Source organism: Clostridium perfringens (genome assembly GCF_016027375.1).
In the GTDB taxonomy this organism is placed as follows: Bacteria; Bacillota; Clostridia; order Clostridiales; family Clostridiaceae; genus Sarcina; species Sarcina perfringens.
In genome coordinates this window covers 1311332-1333776 of the sequence record NZ_CP065681.1, presented here as the reverse complement: position 1 = coordinate 1333776, position 22445 = coordinate 1311332, and the positions used below count along the sequence as shown (strand labels likewise).

The window sequence follows — 22445 nt, the reverse complement described above, 5'->3', positions numbered from 1 at the left end:
TTAACACTATATATATATTAGAAACTTTGAAAAAGTATACTGTTTAGCAAAATATATTTTTACTTTAATTGGATATACTTTTTAACTCCTTTATCTAAACTTCAACTTTCTCTTTCTAATATTATGTATTAATATTATTTATTCAAAAAAATCTAAATTAATGCTATTTATTTTAAATATTTTTATTTTTTTATATGTAAGACTTAGCATAATTTTATAACTACATAAAAAACATTTTTTAACACGGCCCACTTTTAATTAAAACAAAAAGAGATAGAAAAACTTCTATCTCTTTTAAAGCAAATTTTATATTTCTTCTTTTTTCTTATCTCTTTCCATTAAAAGGCTTACAGCATTTTCTGCCTTTGCCCCTTCAAAAAGAACTTTATATGCTATATCAGTTATAGGCATTGTTACTCCTTCTTTTTCTTTTAACTCATAGAAGGCTTTACAAGCTTTTATACCTTCAACAACCATTCCTACTTCTTCTATAGCTTCTTCAGCAGTTTTTCCTTGACCTATAAGTATTCCAGCTCTTCTGTTTCTTGAATGCATACTTGTACAAGTAACTATTAAATCTCCCATACCAGTTAATCCAAAGAAAGTTTCAGCTTTTCCACCCATTTTAATTCCTATTCTAGCTATTTCAGCCATTCCTCTAGTCATTAATGCAGCCTTAGAATTGTCTCCATATCCTATACCGTCACAAACACCTGCCGCTAAGGCTATAATATTTTTAACAGCTCCTCCAATTTCAACACCTATGATATCATCATTAGTATATATTCTAAAGTTTTTATCCATAAATAGGTCTTGAACTTTCTCTGCACATTCCATACATTCTGAACTTGCAACTAAAGTTGTTGGAATTCCCTTTGAAACCTCTTCTGCATGACTTGGCCCAGATAAAACTACGACCTTATTATTTGGCAATTCTTGATTTATAACTTGAGATAGTCTCAAATTAGTACCTTCTTCGATTCCTTTAGCAATATTAATAATTATTACATCATCATTAATTTTACCCTTTAGGTTTTTACAAGCTGTTCTTATAACATGAGAAGGTACTGCAAGAACTACATATTCAGCCCCATTTAAAGCTTCATCTAAGTCTTTATAAGCAGTGACATTAGTAGGAATAGTTAAATCTTTTATATATTTGTCATTCTTTCTGTTTACGTTAATGTCATTTATTACATTTTCATCTCTATCCCACAGAGAAACCGTAACACCTTTATTCCCCAATAATATACCTAAAGAAGTTCCAAAACTTCCTGCTCCTAAAAAAGCCACTTTACTCATAAAATTACTCCTTTCTAGCTCTATATTCTATTTCTATACCAGTTCCATCGAAATCAAAACTTTCTCTTAATTGGTTTTCTAAATATCTACCATATGAGAAATGTAATAAATTAGGGTCATTTACAAAGAACACAAACTTAGGTGGCTTTGTAGCAACCTGAGTAGCATAGTATATTTTTAATCTCTTTAAGGCTACAACTGGTGGCTCTTTCATTAAAACAGCCTTACTTATAACATCATTTAATAATCCAGTTGAAACTCTCTTAGAGTAATTATCATAGCAATATTTAGCTGTTGATAATATTTTATGTACTCTTTGTCCTGTTAAAGCTGATATGAATAAGTATTTAGCATATGGCATAAACTTAAGTTTTTGTTGTAAATCTTTTTGATAATTACTTAATGTTTTATCATCTTTTTCAATAAGATCCCATTTGTTTACAACAACCATAATTGCTTTATTCATTTCGTGAGCATATCCTATTATTTTTTCATCTTGCTCAGTTATTCCTTGCTCAGCATCTATTACAAGTATAGCTACATCAGCTTTCTCTATAGCAGCATAAGTTCTGATTACACTATATCTTTCTATTTCTTCTTTTACTTTGCTTTTTCTTCTTAATCCAGCAGTATCAACTAAGATGAATTTTCCATCTTCTGTTTCTAGGTAACTATCTATAGAATCTCTTGTTGTTCCTGGAACATTACTTACTATAACTCTCTCTTCACCTAATAATCTATTAATAAGTGATGATTTACCTACATTGGGTTTACCTATCATAGCTATTCTAATATATTCATCATCCTCTTCATCTTCTGAAGGATCATTGAAATATTTAACAACTTCATCTAGCATATCTCCAAGTCCTAATCCTTGAGATGCTGATATAGTTATAGGATCTCCAATTCCTAAATTGTAGAACTCATAGCTATTTTCTTCTAAAGCTAATCTATCTATTTTATTAACAACTAAAACAACAGGCTTTTTACTTTTTCTAAGCATTTGTGCAACTTCTTGGTCAGCAGCAGTAAGTCCTTCCTTACCATCAACAACGAATACTATTACATCAGCCATTTCTATAGCAATTTGCGCTTGTCTTCTCATTTGTTTAACAATTATATCACTACTTTCAGGCTCTATTCCACCTGTATCTATCATTGTGAATTTTCTGTTTAACCATTCTGATTCTGCATATACTCTGTCTCTAGTAACCCCTGGTGTATCTTGTACTATTGAAATTCTTTTTCCTGCTAATTTATTGAAAAGAGTCGACTTACCTACGTTCGGTCTTCCAACCATAGCAACTATTGGTTTACTCATTCTTATTCCTCCTCACAGTGTTCATTTATTAAGTCTATTAGGTCTTCCCCTGTATAGCTACAAACTATAACTTTAACTCCCAATCTTTCCTCAATATCCTTTGCTGTCAAATCATCTAACATTATTCTTTGAGTTATATCTCCTGGCTCGTAACCTTTTCTAAACATGTTATCTGCCATAATTAAGTACTCACTATCAATGTTATCCTTAAGTTGAGCAATAACATCTTGCCCAGTTAAAAGTCCTGCAACTGTTATTGTGTGCCCAAAGAAATCATTTAATATAACCTTACACTTAATATCTATATTATTATTCTCTTCTCTTATATCGGTACAAACCTTATCTAATTCTTTAAAGGCAGATGTTCCTGTAATAAGAGTAAATTTACCTTTTCCACTTTTAGTTAACTTATTCTTTATATCTACTGCCATGGTTTCTCTTAGAAGTCTTATCATTCCAACTCCGTCTTCTATTTGCTCATATCCATTATAGAATTCTTCATTTGGAACTTCCTCATCTGCCATAACATAAAACTCATCTGATAACCTTACAAATGGGCTTCCTATTTCTTTCATGTATTTTTCTTGAAGAACTTTTATTCTATCTAATTCTTCTTTAGCTGTTTCTTTATTATATATTTCAAGGTCAGCTAATCCTTCTCTAAACTTTGTTATTCCAATTGGTACAGCAGCAACATTTTCTATTGAAGGACGTAATTTATAAAGATCTTCTACAGTTCTAACTAATTCGTCTCCATTGTTTATTCCTGGCATAACAACTATTTGAGCATTTACAGTTATACCAGCTGCCGCTAATTTTTGTAATCTTTCATATACATTCCCTGCAAATCTATTATTAAGAATTTTTTTTCTTAAATCTGGATTTGTTGTATGAACTGATACATTTATAGGACTTATTCTATATTTTATAATTCTATCAATATCTTCATCCTTCATATTTGTTAAAGTAACAAAGTTACCTTGTAAAAATGAAAGTCTTGAATCATCGTCCTTAAAATATAAAGTTTTTCTCATTCCCTTTGGTAATTGATCTATGAAGCAAAATATACATTTATTTGTACAACTTTTAGCTTTGTCTAGGATGGCCTCTTCAAATTCCACTCCTAAATCTTCGCCATATTCCTTTTCTATTTCAAACTCCCAAACCTCTTTGTTTGGTTTTAATATTTCTACCTCAACGTATTCGTCTGCTAATAAAAATCTATAATCAAGTATATCTTCAACTTTAGTACCGTTTATGCTTAATAGTATATCTCCCTTTTCAAAGCCTAATTCCTCACCAATTCCTCCTGGTAAGACTTCAGCAATTCTACTTTTCATATGCTTCACTCCTATTTTAGTACTATCTATGTTATATTACCTTAATTAAATAATGTAGTCAACTGAAATAACTTTATACCTATATATTGTGTTTTGTTTCAATTACTAACTTTTTATTTAACTCTAAATTTAATTATTAACTTTTTCATTAAGCTTTAAACTATGTTATTTAAATATTAAAAAGTAATCCCCTAAACAAATTTTGAGGATTACTTTTAATAGCTTTCTCTTAATTCTATTATAGTAAAAAAATTTTTAAATATATAACTAATTATATAATAAGTGTTATAAATTTAAAGGTGTTATAAAGTATTAATTAACTAGAATTATATATTTATAGGTATAGTTATTACTATTTTAGTTCCTACTCCTAGTTCACTAGTTACATTTATCTCACCATCAAAAAGTCTAACTATATGTTTAACTATGGCAAGACCTAGTCCAGTTCCACCACTTTCTCTACTTCTAGCTTTATCTACTCTATAAAATCTTTCAAATATCCTTGGAAGATCCTCTGCACTTATTCCAATTCCATTATCTTCAATAACTAAAATAAGATTCATGTCACGATTATAACTTTCAACTCTTACCTTTCCACCTTTTTCAGTATATTTAACAGAATTGCTTACAAGATTAAGTAACATTTGTTTAAACTTATCCTTATCTCCCATAAGAACACAATTGCTATTTGTATCTAAAAAGATTTCCACACCTTTTTTCTTAGCTTGATCATTTAATAGCATATAAACTTTTTCAATTTCTTCATCAACATTAAATTCTTCTAAAACAGTACTTCTTTTTTGTTCTATTTCATAAAGACATAATATATCCTCTAAAAGTCTTGCTAATCTATCTGATTCTTCATCTATTATGCTTAAAAATTTATTTCTAGTTTCATCATCATCTACATATCTTAAGGTTTCTGCAAAACCTTTAATTGAGGTAAGTGGGGTCTTAAGTTCATGAGATATATTAGCTACAAATTGACTTCTCATGTTTTCAAGCTTTTTAATATCTGTGATATCTTGTATAACCACAACTGTCCCTATTATTTCAGGTTCATTTATTATACTTGCTTTTCTTATTTTTAATATTTTTGGATCATCATTATAGTTAACTTCAATTTCAACCCTATCTTTTTCATCAAAAAAGGCCTTTAGTACCTCTTTATCAGTTATATAATCCAAAAGTTTATTTCCAATAATCTCTCCGCTTATGCCAAATATTTTTTTAGCATAAGGATTTATCATTAAAACATTCATATCTCTGTCAAAAGCTATTACTCCACTACCCATACTTTTTAATATGGCTTCTAATCCATTTTGTTTATCCTTAAACCTCTCCATGGTTATTTCTAATTGCTCTGCCATATAATTAAAGCTTTTTCCTAGTCTTTGAATTTCATCATCCTTAGAATTAATTTTTACTCTTTTATGAAAGTTACCACTTGCAATAGTAGATGTTAATTGTTCTAATTCCTTTAGTGGATTTAATATTATATTGGTTATTTTAACAGTTAAAAGTAAGGCAATTACTAAGGATAATATAACACCTACTAATAAATAGTTACTATTTATGCTATCTAGTATTTTTGCATTTTCAACAGCTATTGATGTTCTAACAATAGAGCCATCCTTAAGTTTAAGTGCACTATAGATCATGTTTTGATGAAGATCATTACTATATCTTACACTGCTTCCTAAACCACTTTCTATGGCTTCTATTATTTCTTGTCTCTTAAGATAACTTTCATTATCATTGATTAATTTTTTATGGGTATCAAAAATAACATTTCCATCCTTACTGATATATGTTATTCTTATATTTTTCATATCATTATTTGATTCTATTCTTTCTAATTCACTCTTAATATTTCCATTATCATTTTCTAACAATAAAGCTATGACCTTATTATATTCATTTAGAACATTCTTTGATTCCTCTAAATATTTATGATTTGATATTACTAAGTACATAGAAGTCATTATTGCTAGAAAAAATGTTATTATTAGTGTTGTGAAAATAATAATCCTTTTTTTCATTTATTAATCCACCTTAGTCAATAAATATTGATGAAAATAATCTTCCTGACTTTTCTTGATCCTGTCTATAACTATGCATCTTCACTTCTTTTTCACAATAAGTACAAATTCTAGTAGAAGTTATATTTTCTTTTTTAACAATACCCTTAAGCTGAATTTCTACACACTTCTCAAGATTTAGCATTCTTCCATTACATACATCTTTCCCAAATTCTTCACTGAACTTCTCTACTAAATCTTCACTTACTTCATAACAACATTGTCTTACGTGAGGGCCTATTATTACTTTAATATTTTCACAACCATATTTCTCTTTCATATATTCACAAGTTTTTCTAGCTATTTTATTGTATGTTCCTTTCCATCCACTATGAATAGCTGCAATTACTTCCTTCTCTTTATCATAAGCTATAACTGGAACACAATCTGCTGTAAAAACTCCTATAAGTGTGTTTTTATCCGTAGTAACTAAGGAATCACAGTCTCTATCCCCTTTAAAATTTTCAAAAGTTGCATCAATAAAATCACTACTATGTGTTTGGTTAACATAAACTACCTTGTCTACTTTAAATATTTCCTTTAAGTCCTCTAAATTTTTCTTTCCCTCTTCATCTTCTTTTTTATAATTAACATTATTTAATGCAGTTGAAAATCTAACTTTTATATTTCCATCGTTAAAAACTATAAATTCTTTGTTATCTATTATTTCTCTTTTCATAACTTTCACCTCAAAAACACAAATTATAATCTACTTATTTTACCATATTATCATATTTCAACTCTTTGTTAAATTAAATTCAAGTTAAATATTATTTAAGTATATTTATAAATTAAAACAAATAAAAAAGCTATCTTAAAGAACTTTCTTTAAGATAGCTTAAAATTATTTCATTAAACTTTTTATTTCTTCCATAAAGGTATTAATATCTTTAAATTGTCTATATACAGAAGCAAATCTTACGTATGAAACTTCGTCTATATCCTTAAGTCTCTCCATTATCATTTCACCTATGTAATCAGACTTTATTTCTACCATCATTTTATTACTTATGTTTCGTTCAATATCAGCTGCTATTTCTTCTATCTGAGCCCTAGATACAGGTCTCTTTTGACACGCTTTAATTAATCCGCTTATGATTTTTTCTTTATTGAAACTTTCTCTACTTAAATCCTTTTTTATAACAAGTATTGGTATATCTTCTACCTTTTCGTAAGTTGTGTATCTTTTAGAACATCTTAAACATTCTCTTCTTCTTCTAATTGCATTATAATCTTCTGCAGATCTAGAATCCACAACTTTACTTTCTTCATAAGAACAGTAAGGACATCTCATTTTAAAATCCACGCCTTTCTCTAAGTTGTAATAATATTATACCCTCTTTTTTACTTAATTTCTATATATATTTTTGAACATCTAGTATATTTTTCCCTTTTGAATCTATTAGTATAACATCTACTCCAACTTTGTATACATCAGACCATTCTATCTCTATATCCTCTGACTTACTAAAAAAGGATGTTTTTTCTCCAGGTATTATAATAGATAATATTCTATTATCATCACAATCTATCTTAACATCAGCTATTAAGCCTAACTTTTTACCTTCACTTACATCTATCACTTCCATAGCCCTTAAATTATTTAAAGAAAATAAATTTTCTTCCATGTATAAACTCCTCCTAAACATATAATTATTATATTTAATTTATATGTTTAATTTTTATATTTATTAATTAGAAGAGGTAAAAAATACTAAATAACATAAGATTTTTAATTTATCCATAAAAAATAGAGCTCAAAAGAGCTCTATACATACTTCCTCATATGCTTTAATGCTATTTTTTCCAACCTTGAAACTTGTGCTTGAGATATACCAATTTCATCAGCTACCTCCATTTGAGTTCTTCCATTAAAGAATCTTAAATTCAATATAAGTTTTTCTCTATCGTTTAATTTCTTCATAGCTTCCTTTATTGCTATATTTTCAAGCCAACTATCATCTTGATTTTTTGAATCACTTATCTGATCCATTACATATATTGCATCTCCACCATCATGATAAATAGGCTCAAATAAAGAAACTGGATCTTGAATTGCATCTAGGGCAAAAACAACATCTTCCCTTGGAATTTTAAGCTCTTTTGCTATTTGAGATACAGTAGGTTCCTTATTATTTTCATTTACTAGCTTATCTCTTACAAGTAAAGCCTTATAAGCTATATCTCTTAAAGATCTACTTACTCTTATAGTGTTATTATCCCTTAAATATCTTCTTATTTCTCCTATTATCATTGGCACAGCATAAGTTGAAAATTTAACATTTTGTGATAAATCAAAGTTATCTATAGATTTCATAAGTCCTATACAACCAACTTGAAATAAATCATCTACATTTTCGCCTCTATTATTAAACCTTTGGATTACACTAAGCACTAATCTCAGATTCCCCTTAATAAATTTCTCTCTAGCACTTGTATCTCCATTTTGCATTTGTAGCAATAATTCTTTCATTTCTTTTTCTTTTAAAACTGGTAATTTAGCTGTATTGACTCCACATATTTCTACTTTATTTATCATCATAATTGAAATCAACCCCTTCGAAGTAATTCCCTTCCGCATTTTAATTATTACCTGTAGAGGTTAATTTTATACTCTTAAATCATTTTGTTAATTTCTTTCTTTAATCTTTTTATAATTTTCTTCTCTAATCTTGAAATATAAGATTGAGATATTCCTAGCATATCAGCTACTTCCTTTTGAGTTTTTTCTTTATATCCACATAGTCCAAATCTTAATTCAACAATTTCTTTTTCTCTATTTGAAAGATTCTTCATTGCAGTAAATAATAATTCCTTGTCAACTTCATCTTCTATCAGATTGTAAACAATATCATCATCTGTGCCAAGTATATCTGAAAGTAAAAGTTCATTTCCATCCCAATCTATATTTAAGGGCTCATAAAATGATATCTCAGCTTTAACCTTGCTATTTCTCCTTAAATACATAAGAATTTCATTTTCTATACATCTTGATGCATAGGTTGCAAGCTTTATCTTTTTTTCAGGATTAAATGTATTTACTGCCTTTATAAGTCCAATTGTTCCTACAGAAATTAAATCCTCAACTCCTACACCAGTATTCTCAAATTTTCTAGCTATATATACAACTAGTCTTAAATTTCTCTCAATAAGAATACTTCTAATAGCTTCATCATTCTCCCCTAACTTGTTAACTAACTCCTCTTCCTCTTCTTTACTAAGAGGTGCTGGAAGAACATCATTCCCCCCAACATAATAAATTGGTTCTACCATAATATCTAATTTAGTAAATAACTTATTAAGCAAAAGTCTTATATTTAACATAACCTAATCACCCCTATATAATTCCTCTAGACAATAAAGCTTCATATTCTCCCTCTTTACTTAATTTATTATCACAAAAACATAAGATTGCATCTCTTGTTATTGTTTCCCCATTAACATTACAAAGCTTTATATTGTCAATCTTAATCCCTTTCATATATCCTGAATTCCCATCAACTACTTTATACGGTATCCTAAATTGATCTTTTTCCTTAATGTTTACCCCTCTAAACTTTTCTCTTTCTGCTATTATTACAGGCAATGCAGTTGCAGGCTCTACAAGTCCATTTCCTGTATCTAAAAAAGCTTTAATATTAATAACTTCTGAATCAATACATACATCTAAATCATATATAAAGTTATTTATAATAGCTCTATTTTTAAAATAATTCATAACTCCACTAACAAGTATGTAACTTATAATTAGTGAGAATATTATAGATTTAGTTGAATAATCATTTATTATAAAGGATTCTGAAATATTATACTGATTTTCAACTAAAGCAAACATAAAACAAGTACCACAAAAGGCAAAAGTTATCACTAAAAAAGTTATATATCTTTTTATTATTGTCTTTAACTCTCTTCTTTCTGATATTATAGTAATCATTCCAAAAGAAAAGAGTAGTTTTAAAGGCAATGATGTGAGTATATTTAATCCTGGAACAAAAACAAACAAGGTATATATTGCTCCTAAAAAAGCTGCTAATATTATTCTCTTGTAAATTATTGTATCTTTTAAGGTCTGTAAAGTTAAATAAAGTAGAAAAAAGTTAATTAAAAAATTTTCTAATATGACAATGTCAATATATACAGTCATAAATCAACTCACTCCCTATTTATAATTATAAAGCTTCTTATTCTAAAATTTTGTCATTATATATTCCATATGCATATTTTCTATCTTTCTTTTTCCTCATTATTCTACATTTTTCTACTAAATAAAAAATTCTTAATATTATAATTATTTTTTTCATGTCTATTCTTGTAATGAAAATGTATTCATTAAATATAAGTTCATAATTTATTAAACTATAAATAATAAAATTCAATATTTTTTTCCATTTCCTGAGTTTTAAATCCCAAAATATTGAAAAATAACTATAAAAACTTTTTATTTCTACATAAACTCTATTATAAATATATAAAATTTTTTCTAATTAAAGTAAAAATAAAAGCACTTATAGTAATTAATTACCATAAGTGCTTTTCTATTTAAAAATACTATCTTCTACCTCTTCTTAAAAACATAGGTATTTCTAAATCATCATTATATCTATCTTCTTGTTGTGCTTGTGAAGATGCAGCAACTTCTTGCTCCGCTACTTTTTCTTCAACTTTTTCAACTATAACTTCTCTTTGAGTTTGAGTCTCTCTATTTGTTGCTCCTTGAGATCCCATTCCCATTCTTTGACGCTCTTTTTCAAATCCAGTAGCTATAACTGTTATTCTTATTTCATCTTTTAATGTTTCATCAATAACAGTACCAAATATTATGTTAGCATCTGGATCTGCAGCTTCTTGAACTATTTCTGCCGCTTCATTTATTTCTAATAATCCTAATTCAGAATCTCCTGTTACATTTAATAAGACTCCAGTAGCACCAACTATTGATGTTTCTAATAATGGAGATGATATTGCTTCTCTTGCTGCATCTTGTGCTCTTGTTTCTCCTTTACCATATCCAACACCCATATGAGCTAAGCCTTTATCTAACATAACAGCTCTAACGTCTGCAAAGTCTAAGTTTATTAATCCTGGATTAGTTATAAGATCTGATATACCTTGTACACCCTGTCTTAAAACATCATCAGCTTTCTTAAATGATTCTAATAAAGTTGTTTTCTTATCTACCATTGATAAAAGTCTTTCATTAGGTATTGTAACTAATGTATCAACTTTTTCTTTTAAATTTGCTATACCCATTTCAGCATGAGTCATTCTTCTTCTACCTTCAAATGGGAATGGCTTAGTAACTATACCTACTGTTAGTATTCCCATTGATTTAGCTATTTCAGCTACTACTGGTGCAGCTCCTGTACCAGTACCACCGCCCATACCAGCAGTTATAAATACCATATCAGCTCCTGATATAGCCTCTGTTATTTCATCTCTACTTTCCTCAGCAGCTTTTTTTCCTATTTCAGGATTTGCTCCTGCGCCTAGTCCTTTTGTAAGTTTATCACCTATTTGAATTTTATTTTGGGCATGAGATAGTGTTAAGGCTTGTTTATCTGTATTTATAGCAATAAATTCAACATCTCTTAATCCTTCTTGAATCATTCTATTAACAGCGTTTCCGCCTCCGCCTCCACATCCAATTACCTTAATATTAGTAAATGATTGTATATCTACATCAAAATCTAACAAACTAATTCCTCCTTTAAAAAAGCTCCTCTAAGAACGCCATTATTTTGGAAAGCCCTCTCTTCTTTACACTTTTATTTTCACTTTTATTTTCTTTATCCACTGTTACTTTTCTTCCTGAAAGTAATTCTTCATCACATATTAATTTTAACCTATCATATACCTCTTTAACAATACTAATTGAATTAATTATTGAAGAATTGTCAAATAAAAATTGCTTTTTAGTGAAAATTCTTACATCCTTATCAGTTGTATACTCTATTCTTTCCTTAATATGTTCATAATAACTAATACCGTCACCAGTTAATATTATCATATCTGTGGTATTTAGAATATCCCTTTCCATCAATTTACTATTAACTAATTCTACTATTTCACTTAATCTTGCATCTATAATATCATGAATTAAATAGGTATCTAATATGTGTTCCTCAAAGGAAATATTATTATAATCCTTTCTAATACTATAATATTTTGAAGAATATTGCAATTTTAATCTTTCTGCTTCCTCTTCTGATATAGATAAACATATAGCTAAATCTTTGCTTATATTTCTTCCTCCTAATGGTATATAATCCATATCCTTTAGGGTATTACCTTTGTAACTATATATTTGTGTTTCCTCTGCCCCTACATCTATAATTACAACATTTGAAGTTTCTGTTTTTTTACTTAAAAAAACATTTTTAAATCCAAATCCCAATGAAACTGTTCCTAAAACCTCATATCCAGCTTCTAAAATAATTTTATTTAAAGTACTAATTTTAGATTTAGGAGCAATAATTAAATCTTCATCTATTTCTATTCTTTCAGCTTTAATTCCAATTGGATTCTGAACAAAGCCAAATTCTTCAGTATAGAATGAATTTATTGTACTATCTGCTACACATTCTTCCTCTGAAAGCTTTAATGTTCTTCCTTCTATATAAGCTTCTTCTATATTTTCTTTAAAAACTAATGAATCATCATTGTCAGTATAAGAATATCCCTTATTTTCCACCATTCTGCAATCATTATTTTTTAATGATAAGTAAACACCTCGAATATTATGTCCACTTTTTTCTTCTAGTTCTTTTAGACATTCTTTAATAATTTTTACAACAGACTCTTCATCTATTATTTTACCTTTAGATACACCTTGCAAATCTTTTACTACAAAATCTAATACTTCGAATTCTCCATTTTCATTTTCACCTGATATCGCCGCACAAATATTTCTGTTTCCAATATCTAGACCCACTATGTTTTTAGACATTTTTTCTATGTGTACCTCCCTATCTAAAAATTGTGATAATATATATATTCTCTTAAAAATTCAAATTACCTCTATATTTAATACATCAATAATCGACTTAAAATCTCCCTATCTATAGCAGAATTCATTGCCGTTTCTTGTGTTATTATACCTTCTCTATACAGATTAGCAAGTTCCATGTCCATCGTTCTCATTCCATATTTACTTCCAGTTTGGATAGAAGATTCTATTTGATGAGTTTTTCCTTCTCTTATTAAATTTTTTATAGCTGGTGTAGCAACCATTATTTCTAATGCAGCATTTCTATCTCCATCAACGGTTTCCACTAATTGTTGTGATATAATTATTTGTAAAACAGAAGCTAACTGTATTTTTATTTGCTCCTGCTGATGTGGTGGAAAAACATCTACTATTCTATCTATAGTCTTAGCAGCTCCTATAGTATGAAGAGTTGAAAATACTAAGTGTCCAGTCTCTGCCGCTGTTATAGCTGTTGAAATAGTCTCTAAATCTCTCATTTCTCCAATCAAAATAACATCAGGATCCTCTCTAAGAGCTGCTTTTAAGGCTCTTTCATAACTTAGAGTGTCCTTGCCTATCTCTCTTTGGTTTACAATAGATTTATTATGTTTATGAAGAAACTCTATAGGATCTTCTATTGTTATTATATGAGATTCTCTATTACTATTTATTTCATTGATTAAAGCTGCTAAAGTTGTACTTTTACCACTTCCAGTAGGTCCTGTAACTAATACAAGTCCTCTTTTAAGATTACATATATCCTTTAAAGTCTCAGGATATCCTAAACTATCTAAAGTTGGCATATCTAAAGATATAACTCTTATAGCTAAAGCTGTACTATTTCTTTGTTTATATATATTAACTCTAAATCTACCTTTACCATGTATTGAATATGATGTATCGTATTCTCCAATAGCATCATACTTTTCATATGCATCCTGTAATATCTCTCTAGCATACGCTTCAGTATCTTCAGGGCGTAATATTTCATGTTCTAACCTTACTAATTTTCCATTAACTTTTATTATAGGAGAAATACCTACTGTTAAATGCAAATCAGATGCTCCTTCTTTAACTGTTAACTCTAAAAGTTCTGCTAAACTTTGCATAAATCTCCTCCTAAACTTAATTCTTAATAAATAATTTGTTCACTTCATAAAGAAATGAACAAATTATTTATAGAAGAATCCACCTTTTTTATCGTATAATAAATATTATAAACCATATGATATATCAATTCCATAATTTTATAAAACTTATTTTTTTTTATACAATTTATTAAGTATCATTTAACATTTAAATTCCTTATTTAATTTTTTTAGTGCCTTTTTTTCTATTCTAGATACATATGATCTTGATATACCAAGAATTCCCGCTATTTCCCTCTGTGTTTTTATATCACCATCTAAAAGACCATATCTCATTTGAATTATCTCTTTCTCCCTAGGACTTAAGACATCAGACATCTTTTTATAAAGCTCCTTAACCTGTAATGAATTTTCAACAGCCTCTAATACCGAATCAGAGTCACTACTTAAAATATCTATGAGACAAATTTCATTACCTTCCTTATCTACTCCTATAGGATCTTGAAGGAATACTTCTCCCTTTGTCTTCTTAGTATTCCTAAAAAACATAAGTATTTCATTGTCTATACACTTAGCTGCATATGTTGCAAGTCGTATTCCCTTGTTAGTGTCAAAAGAATCTATAGCCTTTATTAAACCTATTGTTCCTATAGATATTAAATCATCCATTTCTTTTGAGTTTTGATAATTTGAAGAATATTTCTTAACTATATGTGCTACTAGTCTTAAATTCCGCTCAACTAGTACTCTTTTTGCCTCAACATCTCCATCTTTTAATCTTTCTAAATAGATTTTTTCTTCCTTCTCATTTAAAGGCTTTGGAAAAGTAGAATTTCCTGTTACATAGCCAGTTAAAAATATTTTACTACCAACTAATTCTAATAAGTATTGTAACATGAACATGTCGTTCCCCCTATTAATGCTTATTACTATAATATGAGTTGATAGTTAAAATATTGCTAAATCTATTTATTTTTTGTAAGTTCTAAAACTATATCTCTGAAAATAGGACCTGCAGTATTTCCACCTCCTGGTTTTCTATCTTCATAAACATTTTTTATATTTGGCACCATAACTCCTAAAGTATAGTACTTTTCTCCATGTTTAAAATATCCTAAAAACCATCCATGTAATTCTCCACCTAGAGCTTCAGCAGTTCCAGTTTTAGCTCCTATCTCAACTCCTTCAATTTTAGTTATATTTGCAGTTCCTTCTAAAACCGTTGAGTTCATTACACTTTTTAAGTCCTCTGCTGTCTTCTTAGAGATTACATTTTTTCTTAACTCCTTAAATTCTTTTTTTACCTCTCCTTTTTGATTTTCAAAATCTTTTAATATATAAGGCTCTACGTATTCCCCTTCATTAACAACAGTAGATATTATACCTGCCATTTGAATTAAACTAGTTTGCATAGATTGGCCTATAGAAAGATTTGTTATACTAACATTTTCAGGGACATCTCCCTTAGTCTCCATGCCTGTTTTTTCATCTAACCCTAAAGCTAAAGAAAAAACTCCTTGGTCCTTTGCAAAATCTAATAATCCCCTAGTTCCTATTTGAGCTCCTAATTTAGAAAAAACATCATTACATGAAACCTCAAAAGCTTCTTTAATACTTATTGTTCCATGTATTTTTTCCTTTTTACATACTAACCCATCACATCTTAATTTATCAGAAAGGCTAATACCCTTTTCTTCCATAGCAGCCTCTAAAGTTAAAATTTTAAATATTGACCCTGCCTCATAACCATTAATGCTACCTGAGCCTAAAACAACATTTGGAGCTGATTCATCCTTTTGAGCTAAGGCTAATACTTCACCGCTATCACTATCAATAAGTACTGCTCCTGCATTTTTAAAAGTTTTATAATCTTCCTTAGCTAAAACATCTCTAACTATTTTTTGAAATTTATTGTCCAAAGTTAACTTAACATTTAGATTATCCTCTGGAATGTCATATTGTCCTTCTCCATATAATCCTTCATGATCCCTTTCAAAAATAATTTTAGGATCTTTATTATTTTCTAACTCCTTATTTATTACCATTTCTAGAGATTTTTCTGATTTATCAACCTCTTTTGTCTCTACTTTTTTATCCTTATTCTCTACTAAAGCAAAACCCTTAGTAGAAGTTACCATATTCTCTATTTTCCAATTATCATCTTTTTTCTTTTCCTGTGCCTTATAAGTATAAATTCCTTTTATATTTTTCAAACTATTTATCTTATCAAAACTTTCCTGTGAAACATCATAATATAATTTCCCTCCACTTTTTACTACATTATCAAAAGAAAAATCCTTATCTTCAGATTGCATAATATAATTAAAGGCCATTATATTCTCTAAGTTTTGATTTAAATTATTTAATCTAAAAGCCATAGAATCTATAACAACTTTGTATTTAGTCTCATATTGAAATATGCTTTCTCCCTCTCTATCTAAAAGTGAATAATTAAGGTCAGAAATATTTTCATATTGTTTGTGATTTCCTTTGAAATTTCCTGTTTCTTTTGTACTATACTTTTTCTGCACATAATAAATCCTCATGTCAAGTAATAGTAAAGCTAATAACAATAAAGAAACTAAGCTTATTAATCTATTTTTAATTTCAATTTTTCTTTTTCTGTTAAACATAAAAACACCCCTCCTGGCTAAATTCTAGCCAAGTTAGGGGTGTTTTATTCAATAAGAAATAATTACTTCTATCTCTTATTTAAGTAAAATCGTAATATACCTTTTTAAGATATTATTCGTATTTTCCTAAAACCTCTTTTATTTTTGCAACAATAATATCTATAGCAACTTTATTATGTCCACCTTCTGGTATTATTATATCAGCAAATTTCTTTGTAGGTTCTGTAAATTGATTATGCATAGGCTTTACTACATTTAAGTACTGATTTATAACAGACTCCATAGTTCTTCCTCTTTCATTTATGTCTCTGACCATTCTTCTTATGATTCTAACATCAGCATCTGTATCAACGTAAATCTTTATATCTAGAAGTTCTCTTATTCTTGGATCTTCTAGTATTAATATTCCTTCTACAATAACAATTTCTTTTGGCTCAACCTTAGTTGTATCTTCAATTCTATTATGTATAGAGAAGTCATAACTAGGTTTTTGTATAGAATGTCCATTTAAAAGTGATTCTAAATGTGAAACTAAAAGATTGTTATCAAAAGCATTTGGATGATCGTAGTTAGTTTTAACTCTATCCTCCATTGATAAATGGCTTTGATCCTTATAATATGAATCTTGCTCTATCATTGCTATACAATCTTCACCAAATTGTCTATATATCTCCTTAGCTATTGTACTTTTACCTGAGCCAGTGCCTCCTGTTATTCCTATAAAAATTGGTCTCTTCATTAGCTGTTTGCCTCCTTGCACTTAATTAACATATCATTTACCTTTACAGGCTTATCTATTTTAACCTTGAATATCATTTGAGCTTTGTTAGCAACATCTATTTTTTCGTCTTTTTCATCCTTCATATCATTCATTTGGATTTCATAGTAATCTCCTACTGGAGTTAATACCTCTACTGTATCCCCTTCGAATAATCTGTTTCTTTGTTCTATAGTTGCTACCTTAGTTTCTTCGTTATAATCTCTAACAACTCCTACGATATCATAATCTCTTATATAAGATGATGATTCATAAACTTGCTCTCCTGATTTTCCAAAGTAAAATCCTGTGTGATATCTTCTATGACTAACCTTTAAAAGATTATCCATTAATTTTTGATCAAATTCATATCCTTCTGGATCATCCCAATACTTATCTAAAGCTTCTCTGTAAGCTTTAACAATTGCAGCAACATAGTATGGGCTCTTCATTCTTCCTTCTATTTTAAATGAGTATATACCACTCTTAACAAGCTCTGGTATATATTCTATCATACATAAATCCTTAGAGTTCATTATGTATGTACCTTTATCATCTTCTATAACTTGGAAATACTCTCCAGGTCTCTTTTCTTCCATTAAATAATACTTATATCTACATGCTTGTGAACAAGCTCCTCTATTTGAGTCTCTTCCTGTCATGTAGTTTGATATTAAACATCTTCCTGAGTATGCCATACACATTGAACCATGAACAAATGCTTCTAAATCACAATCTTCTGGTAAATTCTCATGTATTTTTTCAATTTCTTTAAAACTAAGCTCTCTAGCTAAAACAATTCTCTTAACTCCTAAGCTATGCCAAAACTTAGCTGACTTCCAGTTTACATTGTTTGCTTGAGTACTTAAGTGTATTTCTAAATCTGGTGCAACTTCCTTTGCAGTCATTATTATTGATGGATCTGAAACTATTATTGCATCTACATTTAAATCATTAAGTCCTACAATGTATTCTTCTAATCCTTCTAAATCTGCATTGTGAGGAAATACATTCATAGTAACATAAACTTTTCTTCCTCTATCATGAGCATACTTTACACCTTCTGCAATCTGTTCATTTGTAAAGTTATCAGCGAAAGCTCTTAGGTTAAGTTTACTTCCTCCAATATAAACTGCATCTGCTCCAAAATCAATTGCTGTCTTTAATTTTTCTAAGCTACCTGCTGGTGCTAATATTTCTGGTTTTCTCATGTTTGCTACCTCCTCTTAGTTAACGCAATTCCATCTCCCATAGGAATAACAGTTGTTATTAAATTTTCATCCTTTGAGACCATATCCAAATACTTTCTCATTCTCTTAACAATAGTTATTTTTCTTCTCTTCACTAAGTCATCAGAAGCAACCATTCCTCTAAACAAAACATTATCTGCTATTATAATTCCATCTTTTTTTAAAAGTCTTAAACATTCTGGTAAAAAATGATTATAATGTCCTTTACCTGCATCCATGAATATCATATCAAATTCATCATGAAGACTCTCTAAAACTTCTAAACAATCTCCCTGTAAAATATTGATTTTTCCCTCTAATCCAAATTTTTTAATATTCTCTTTAGCATAATTTATCATATTATCATCTCTCTCGATTGTAGTAATATGACATTCTCCACCACAAGCTTTGTTCATAAGTATTGAAGAATAACCTATAGCTGTGCCTAATTCTAATATTTTCTTTGGTTTATTCATAGATACCATAAACTCAAGGAACTTAGCACCTTCCTTTTGTATTATTGGCACCTTATTTTCTTTTGCAAAATCTTCTAGTTCTTTTAATTCGTCATTTCTATCTGGAATAAGATCTCTAAGATACTTTTCCATATATTCAAAGGTTACTCCACTCATTTGCTCCTCCAAATTTTAGTATCCAAATTCTTTCTTCTTAGCTAGGAAATCTTCGTAATTATTAGTAAAATAGTGCTTATTATTTGATGGATTCAATAAATAATATATGTAGTCTGTTTTAGCTGGTTTTATGGCAGCTAAAAGTGAAGGTTTTCCAGGATTACATATTGGCCCCACTGGAAGTCCTTTAATCTTATATGTATTATATGGTGAATCCACTTTTAAGTCTTTATAAAGCACAGTATCTTTATGCTCTCCTAAAGCATATAAAACTGTAGCATCGATTTGTAAAGGCATACCTTTTTGTAGTCTGTTATATATAACAGATGCTATTTCTGCACGCTCACTATCATCCCTAGCCTCTTTTTCAACCATTGAAGCTACTATTACATATTTCTCATACTCTTCCTTTGGAATAGTAATGCCTAGTTCACTTTGTATCTCACTAATTACCCCTTCAAACCTGTTAAGCATCATTTCAATTATTTGTTTTGGTGTTGTGCCTTTAGGAATAGCATATGTGTCTGGAAATAAAAATCCTTCTAACTCATATTTTCTTTCATTATTAGGTTTTATATAAGATGGTAATGGATACTCTTTTACTACTTTTAAAAACTCATCTTTTGTGCATACCTTAGATTCTTCCAATTTCTTAGCTATATCCTCTACAGTGTATCCCTCTGGAAATGTTACCTTATAATCTGATACTTTCCCATCAGTTAGTACACTTAAAAAATCATTAAAACTTATGTCACTATTCACAGTATATGTACCTGGTTTTATACTTTCTTCTACGTTATTAAACTTTATATATATCTTAGAAAAAAAGGAACTTCTAAGTACATTTTCATTGTTTAATCGTTCAAAAAGTCCATTTAGTGACTCTCCTTCTTTAACTTTAAAGGTTATATCAGCTTTATTAGATTGTAAAGGGCTTCGCTTTATGGAGTTATATTTAACTACAAATACAGCTAAGTTAATCACAAGTAAAATTATGAATATGGATATCAAAACCATACTTTTAGAGTTTTTTAGCCTTTTCACAGTAGTACCCCCTCATATTTTAAGATAAATGGCCATAAAGCCATTTATCTAATTATAAATCTTTTTCTCATAAAAACAAACTTGTTTTACTAATTTTTGTTTATGTACCCAAAGTTATAAAATAAAATTATAAGAAAATTTATTATTTTTTACTTCTATTTATAGCTCTCTTTCTCTCAGCACTGTCTAAGATTCTCTTTCTCATTCTTACATTTACTGGAGTAACTTCAACTAATTCATCATTGTTTATGAATTCTAAACATTGCTCTAATGACATTTGTCTTACTGGAGTTAATTTTAAAGCATCATCAGCTCCAGATGATCTTGTATTAGTTAATTGTTTTTTCTTACAAATATTAACGTCTATGTCATCTGCTCTTGAACATTCTCCACAAACCATTCCAGCATAAACCTCTGTACCTGGCTCTATGAATAAAGTTCCTCTTTCTTGAGCATTAAATAATCCATATGTAACTGCTTCTCCTGATTCAAATACTACGATTGATCCTCTACTTCTTCCTGGGATCTCTCCTTTGTATTTTTCAAATCCATCAAATACATGGTTCATTATTCCGTTACCTTTTGTATCTGTCATGAATTCATTTCTAAATCCTATAAGTCCTCTTGCAGGTATTTTGAACTCTAATCTTGAGTATCCATTAACCGCTGAAGTCATATTTACCATTTCAGCTTTTCTAGGTCCTAATTTTTCCATAACAGGTCCCATAAATTCTTCTGGAACGTCTATAGTTAAGTGCTCTATTGGTTCAACCTTAACACCATTTTCATCTATTTTTGTTATAACGTTTGGCTTAGAAACTTGGAATTCATATCCTTCTCTTCTCATTGTTTCTATAAGTATTGAAAGATGTAGCTCTCCTCTACCACTTACTTCGAAACAATCTGGAGTTATTTCTTTAACTTTTAAACTTACGTTAGTTTCTAATTCTTTTAATAATCTATCTCTTAAATGTCTTGAAGTTACGAAATCCCCTTCTCTACCAGCAAATGGTGAGTCATTAACCATAAAGTTCATGTTTAATGTAGGCTCGTCTATTTTAACAAATGGTAATCCTTCTGGATTTTGTGCATCTGTTATAGTTTCTCCAATATTTACGTCAGATATACCACTTATTGCAACTATATCTCCTAATTGAGCTTCATCAACCTCTATTCTCTTTAATCCATCATGAGTATAAAGACTTGATATTTTGAATTTAGTTACTGTTCCATCTTGTCTTACAACAGCAGCTTGTTGGTTTTTCTTAGCTATTCCTCTAGTTATTTTACCTATAGCTATTTTACCAACATATTCACTTGAATCTAAAGTTGTAACTAACATTTGTAAACTGTCTTCTATAGATCCCTTTGGTGATTCAACTTTTTCGATTATAGTATCGAATAAATCTTTCATGTTATCTTTTGGCTCATCTATGTTAATTGTAGCTACTCCATCTCTAGCTGAAGCATAAACTATTGGGAAATCTAATTGCTCATCATCTGCACCAAGCTCTAAGAATAATTCAAATATTTCATCAATAACTTCTTCTGGTCTAGCATCTGGTTTATCTATTTTGTTTATAACAACTATTGGTTTTAATCCTAACTCAAGAGCTTTTCTTAAAACGAATTTTGTTTGAGGCATAGCCCCTTCATATGAGTCTACTACAAGTAAAACACTTTCTACCATTTTAAGTACACGTTCAACCTCTCCTCCGAAGTCAGCGTGTCCTGGTGTATCTATTATATTTATTTTAACTCCGTTATAATGAACTGCTGTATTTTTTGAAAGTATTGTAATACCTCTTTCTTTTTCTAAGTCATTTGAGTCCATTACTCTCTCTTCTACTTTTTCGTTTGTTCTAAAAACGTTACTTTGTCTTAATAATGCGTCCACTAAAGTTGTTTTACCATGGTCAACGTGAGCGATTATAGCTATATTTCTAATATCATTTCTTGTAAATTCGTTACTCATTATATTTATTCCTCCAATTTTATGTGCATAAAAAATTGGATACTATTTAAGTACCCAATTTTCTTTACCTTATTAG

20 protein-coding genes are annotated in these 22445 nt (G+C 29.1%); all 20 read right to left on the bottom strand.

What is annotated here, in order from left to right; all coding sequences use genetic code 11:
* Window positions 1–306: 306 nt before the first annotated feature.
* Window positions 307–1302 carry an NAD(P)H-dependent glycerol-3-phosphate dehydrogenase gene (locus I6G60_RS06570; protein ID WP_003458497.1) on the bottom strand — a complete coding sequence of 332 codons (996 nt, stop codon included), beginning with the start codon at window positions 1300–1302 and terminating at the stop codon, window positions 307–309.
* 4 nt (window positions 1303–1306) lie between these two features.
* Window positions 1307–2623: a ribosome biogenesis GTPase Der gene (gene der / locus I6G60_RS06565; protein WP_003458514.1), complete on the bottom strand. Its 1317-nt coding sequence runs from the start codon at window positions 2621–2623 to the stop codon at window positions 1307–1309.
* Window positions 2624–2625: 2 nt separating this feature from the next.
* Window positions 2626–3963 carry a radical SAM protein gene (locus I6G60_RS06560; RefSeq protein WP_003465347.1) on the bottom strand — a complete coding sequence of 446 codons (1338 nt, stop codon included), beginning with the start codon at window positions 3961–3963 and terminating at the stop codon, window positions 2626–2628.
* 326 nt (window positions 3964–4289) lie between these two features.
* Complete coding sequence (pnpS, locus tag I6G60_RS06555) at window positions 4290–6005, bottom strand: two-component system histidine kinase PnpS (protein ID WP_003471689.1); 1716 nt, start codon at window positions 6003–6005, stop codon at window positions 4290–4292.
* Between the two features lie 13 nt (window positions 6006–6018).
* Window positions 6019–6723, bottom strand: a complete 705-nt coding sequence (gene pgeF / locus I6G60_RS06550; RefSeq protein WP_003475274.1) for a peptidoglycan editing factor PgeF — start codon at window positions 6721–6723, stop codon at window positions 6019–6021.
* Window positions 6724–6888: 165 nt separating this feature from the next.
* The gene (gene nrdR, locus I6G60_RS06545) at window positions 6889–7338 is read right to left on the bottom strand and encodes a transcriptional regulator NrdR (RefSeq protein ID WP_003449440.1); all 450 of its coding nucleotides are present in this window, start codon (window positions 7336–7338) and stop codon (window positions 6889–6891) included.
* A gap of 61 nt (window positions 7339–7399) precedes the next feature.
* Window positions 7400–7672: a YlmC/YmxH family sporulation protein gene (locus I6G60_RS06540; RefSeq protein WP_003458476.1), complete on the bottom strand. Its 273-nt coding sequence runs from the start codon at window positions 7670–7672 to the stop codon at window positions 7400–7402.
* A gap of 140 nt (window positions 7673–7812) precedes the next feature.
* On the bottom strand, window positions 7813–8586 hold the full coding sequence (gene sigG, locus I6G60_RS06535) for an RNA polymerase sporulation sigma factor SigG (protein ID WP_003449454.1): 774 nt from the start codon (window positions 8584–8586) through the stop codon (window positions 7813–7815).
* 74 nt (window positions 8587–8660) lie between these two features.
* Complete coding sequence (gene sigE / locus I6G60_RS06530; protein WP_003449468.1) at window positions 8661–9368, bottom strand: RNA polymerase sporulation sigma factor SigE; 708 nt, start codon at window positions 9366–9368, stop codon at window positions 8661–8663.
* 13 nt (window positions 9369–9381) lie between these two features.
* Complete coding sequence (gene spoIIGA / locus I6G60_RS06525; RefSeq protein WP_197925663.1) at window positions 9382–10188, bottom strand: sigma-E processing peptidase SpoIIGA; 807 nt, start codon at window positions 10186–10188, stop codon at window positions 9382–9384.
* Window positions 10189–10592: 404 nt separating this feature from the next.
* Window positions 10593–11738, bottom strand: a complete 1146-nt coding sequence (gene ftsZ / locus I6G60_RS06520) for a cell division protein FtsZ (protein WP_061415801.1) — start codon at window positions 11736–11738, stop codon at window positions 10593–10595.
* 13 nt (window positions 11739–11751) lie between these two features.
* The gene (locus I6G60_RS06515) at window positions 11752–12990 is read right to left on the bottom strand and encodes a cell division FtsA domain-containing protein (protein ID WP_057231723.1); all 1239 of its coding nucleotides are present in this window, start codon (window positions 12988–12990) and stop codon (window positions 11752–11754) included.
* A 77-nt stretch (window positions 12991–13067) separates the two neighbouring features.
* Window positions 13068–14120 (bottom strand): type IV pilus twitching motility protein PilT, encoded by a 1053-nt coding sequence (locus tag I6G60_RS06510; RefSeq protein WP_003451114.1) that lies wholly within the window; start codon window positions 14118–14120, stop codon window positions 13068–13070.
* A 180-nt stretch (window positions 14121–14300) separates the two neighbouring features.
* Window positions 14301–15002, bottom strand: coding sequence for an RNA polymerase sporulation sigma factor SigK (gene sigK, locus I6G60_RS06505; protein WP_003451260.1), 702 nt, complete (start codon window positions 15000–15002; stop codon window positions 14301–14303).
* A 62-nt stretch (window positions 15003–15064) separates the two neighbouring features.
* Window positions 15065–16732, bottom strand: coding sequence for a penicillin-binding transpeptidase domain-containing protein (locus I6G60_RS06500; protein ID WP_003481820.1), 1668 nt, complete (start codon window positions 16730–16732; stop codon window positions 15065–15067).
* A 112-nt stretch (window positions 16733–16844) separates the two neighbouring features.
* Window positions 16845–17471, bottom strand: a complete 627-nt coding sequence (udk, locus tag I6G60_RS06495) for a uridine kinase (protein WP_003459577.1) — start codon at window positions 17469–17471, stop codon at window positions 16845–16847.
* Window positions 17471–18700: a peptidase U32 family protein gene (locus I6G60_RS06490; protein WP_003459619.1), complete on the bottom strand. Its 1230-nt coding sequence runs from the start codon at window positions 18698–18700 to the stop codon at window positions 17471–17473. Before I6G60_RS06490 ends, udk begins: the two co-directional genes overlap by 1 nt.
* A gap of 5 nt (window positions 18701–18705) precedes the next feature.
* Complete coding sequence (locus I6G60_RS06485; protein WP_110034652.1) at window positions 18706–19350, bottom strand: O-methyltransferase; 645 nt, start codon at window positions 19348–19350, stop codon at window positions 18706–18708.
* A gap of 15 nt (window positions 19351–19365) precedes the next feature.
* On the bottom strand, window positions 19366–20394 hold the full coding sequence (gene mltG / locus I6G60_RS06480) for an endolytic transglycosylase MltG (protein ID WP_003451288.1): 1029 nt from the start codon (window positions 20392–20394) through the stop codon (window positions 19366–19368).
* Window positions 20395–20536: 142 nt separating this feature from the next.
* Entirely contained in the window at window positions 20537–22369 is a 1833-nt protein-coding gene (gene typA / locus I6G60_RS06475; protein WP_003459575.1) for a translational GTPase TypA, read from the bottom strand.
* Between the last annotated feature and the right edge of the window lie 76 nt (window positions 22370–22445).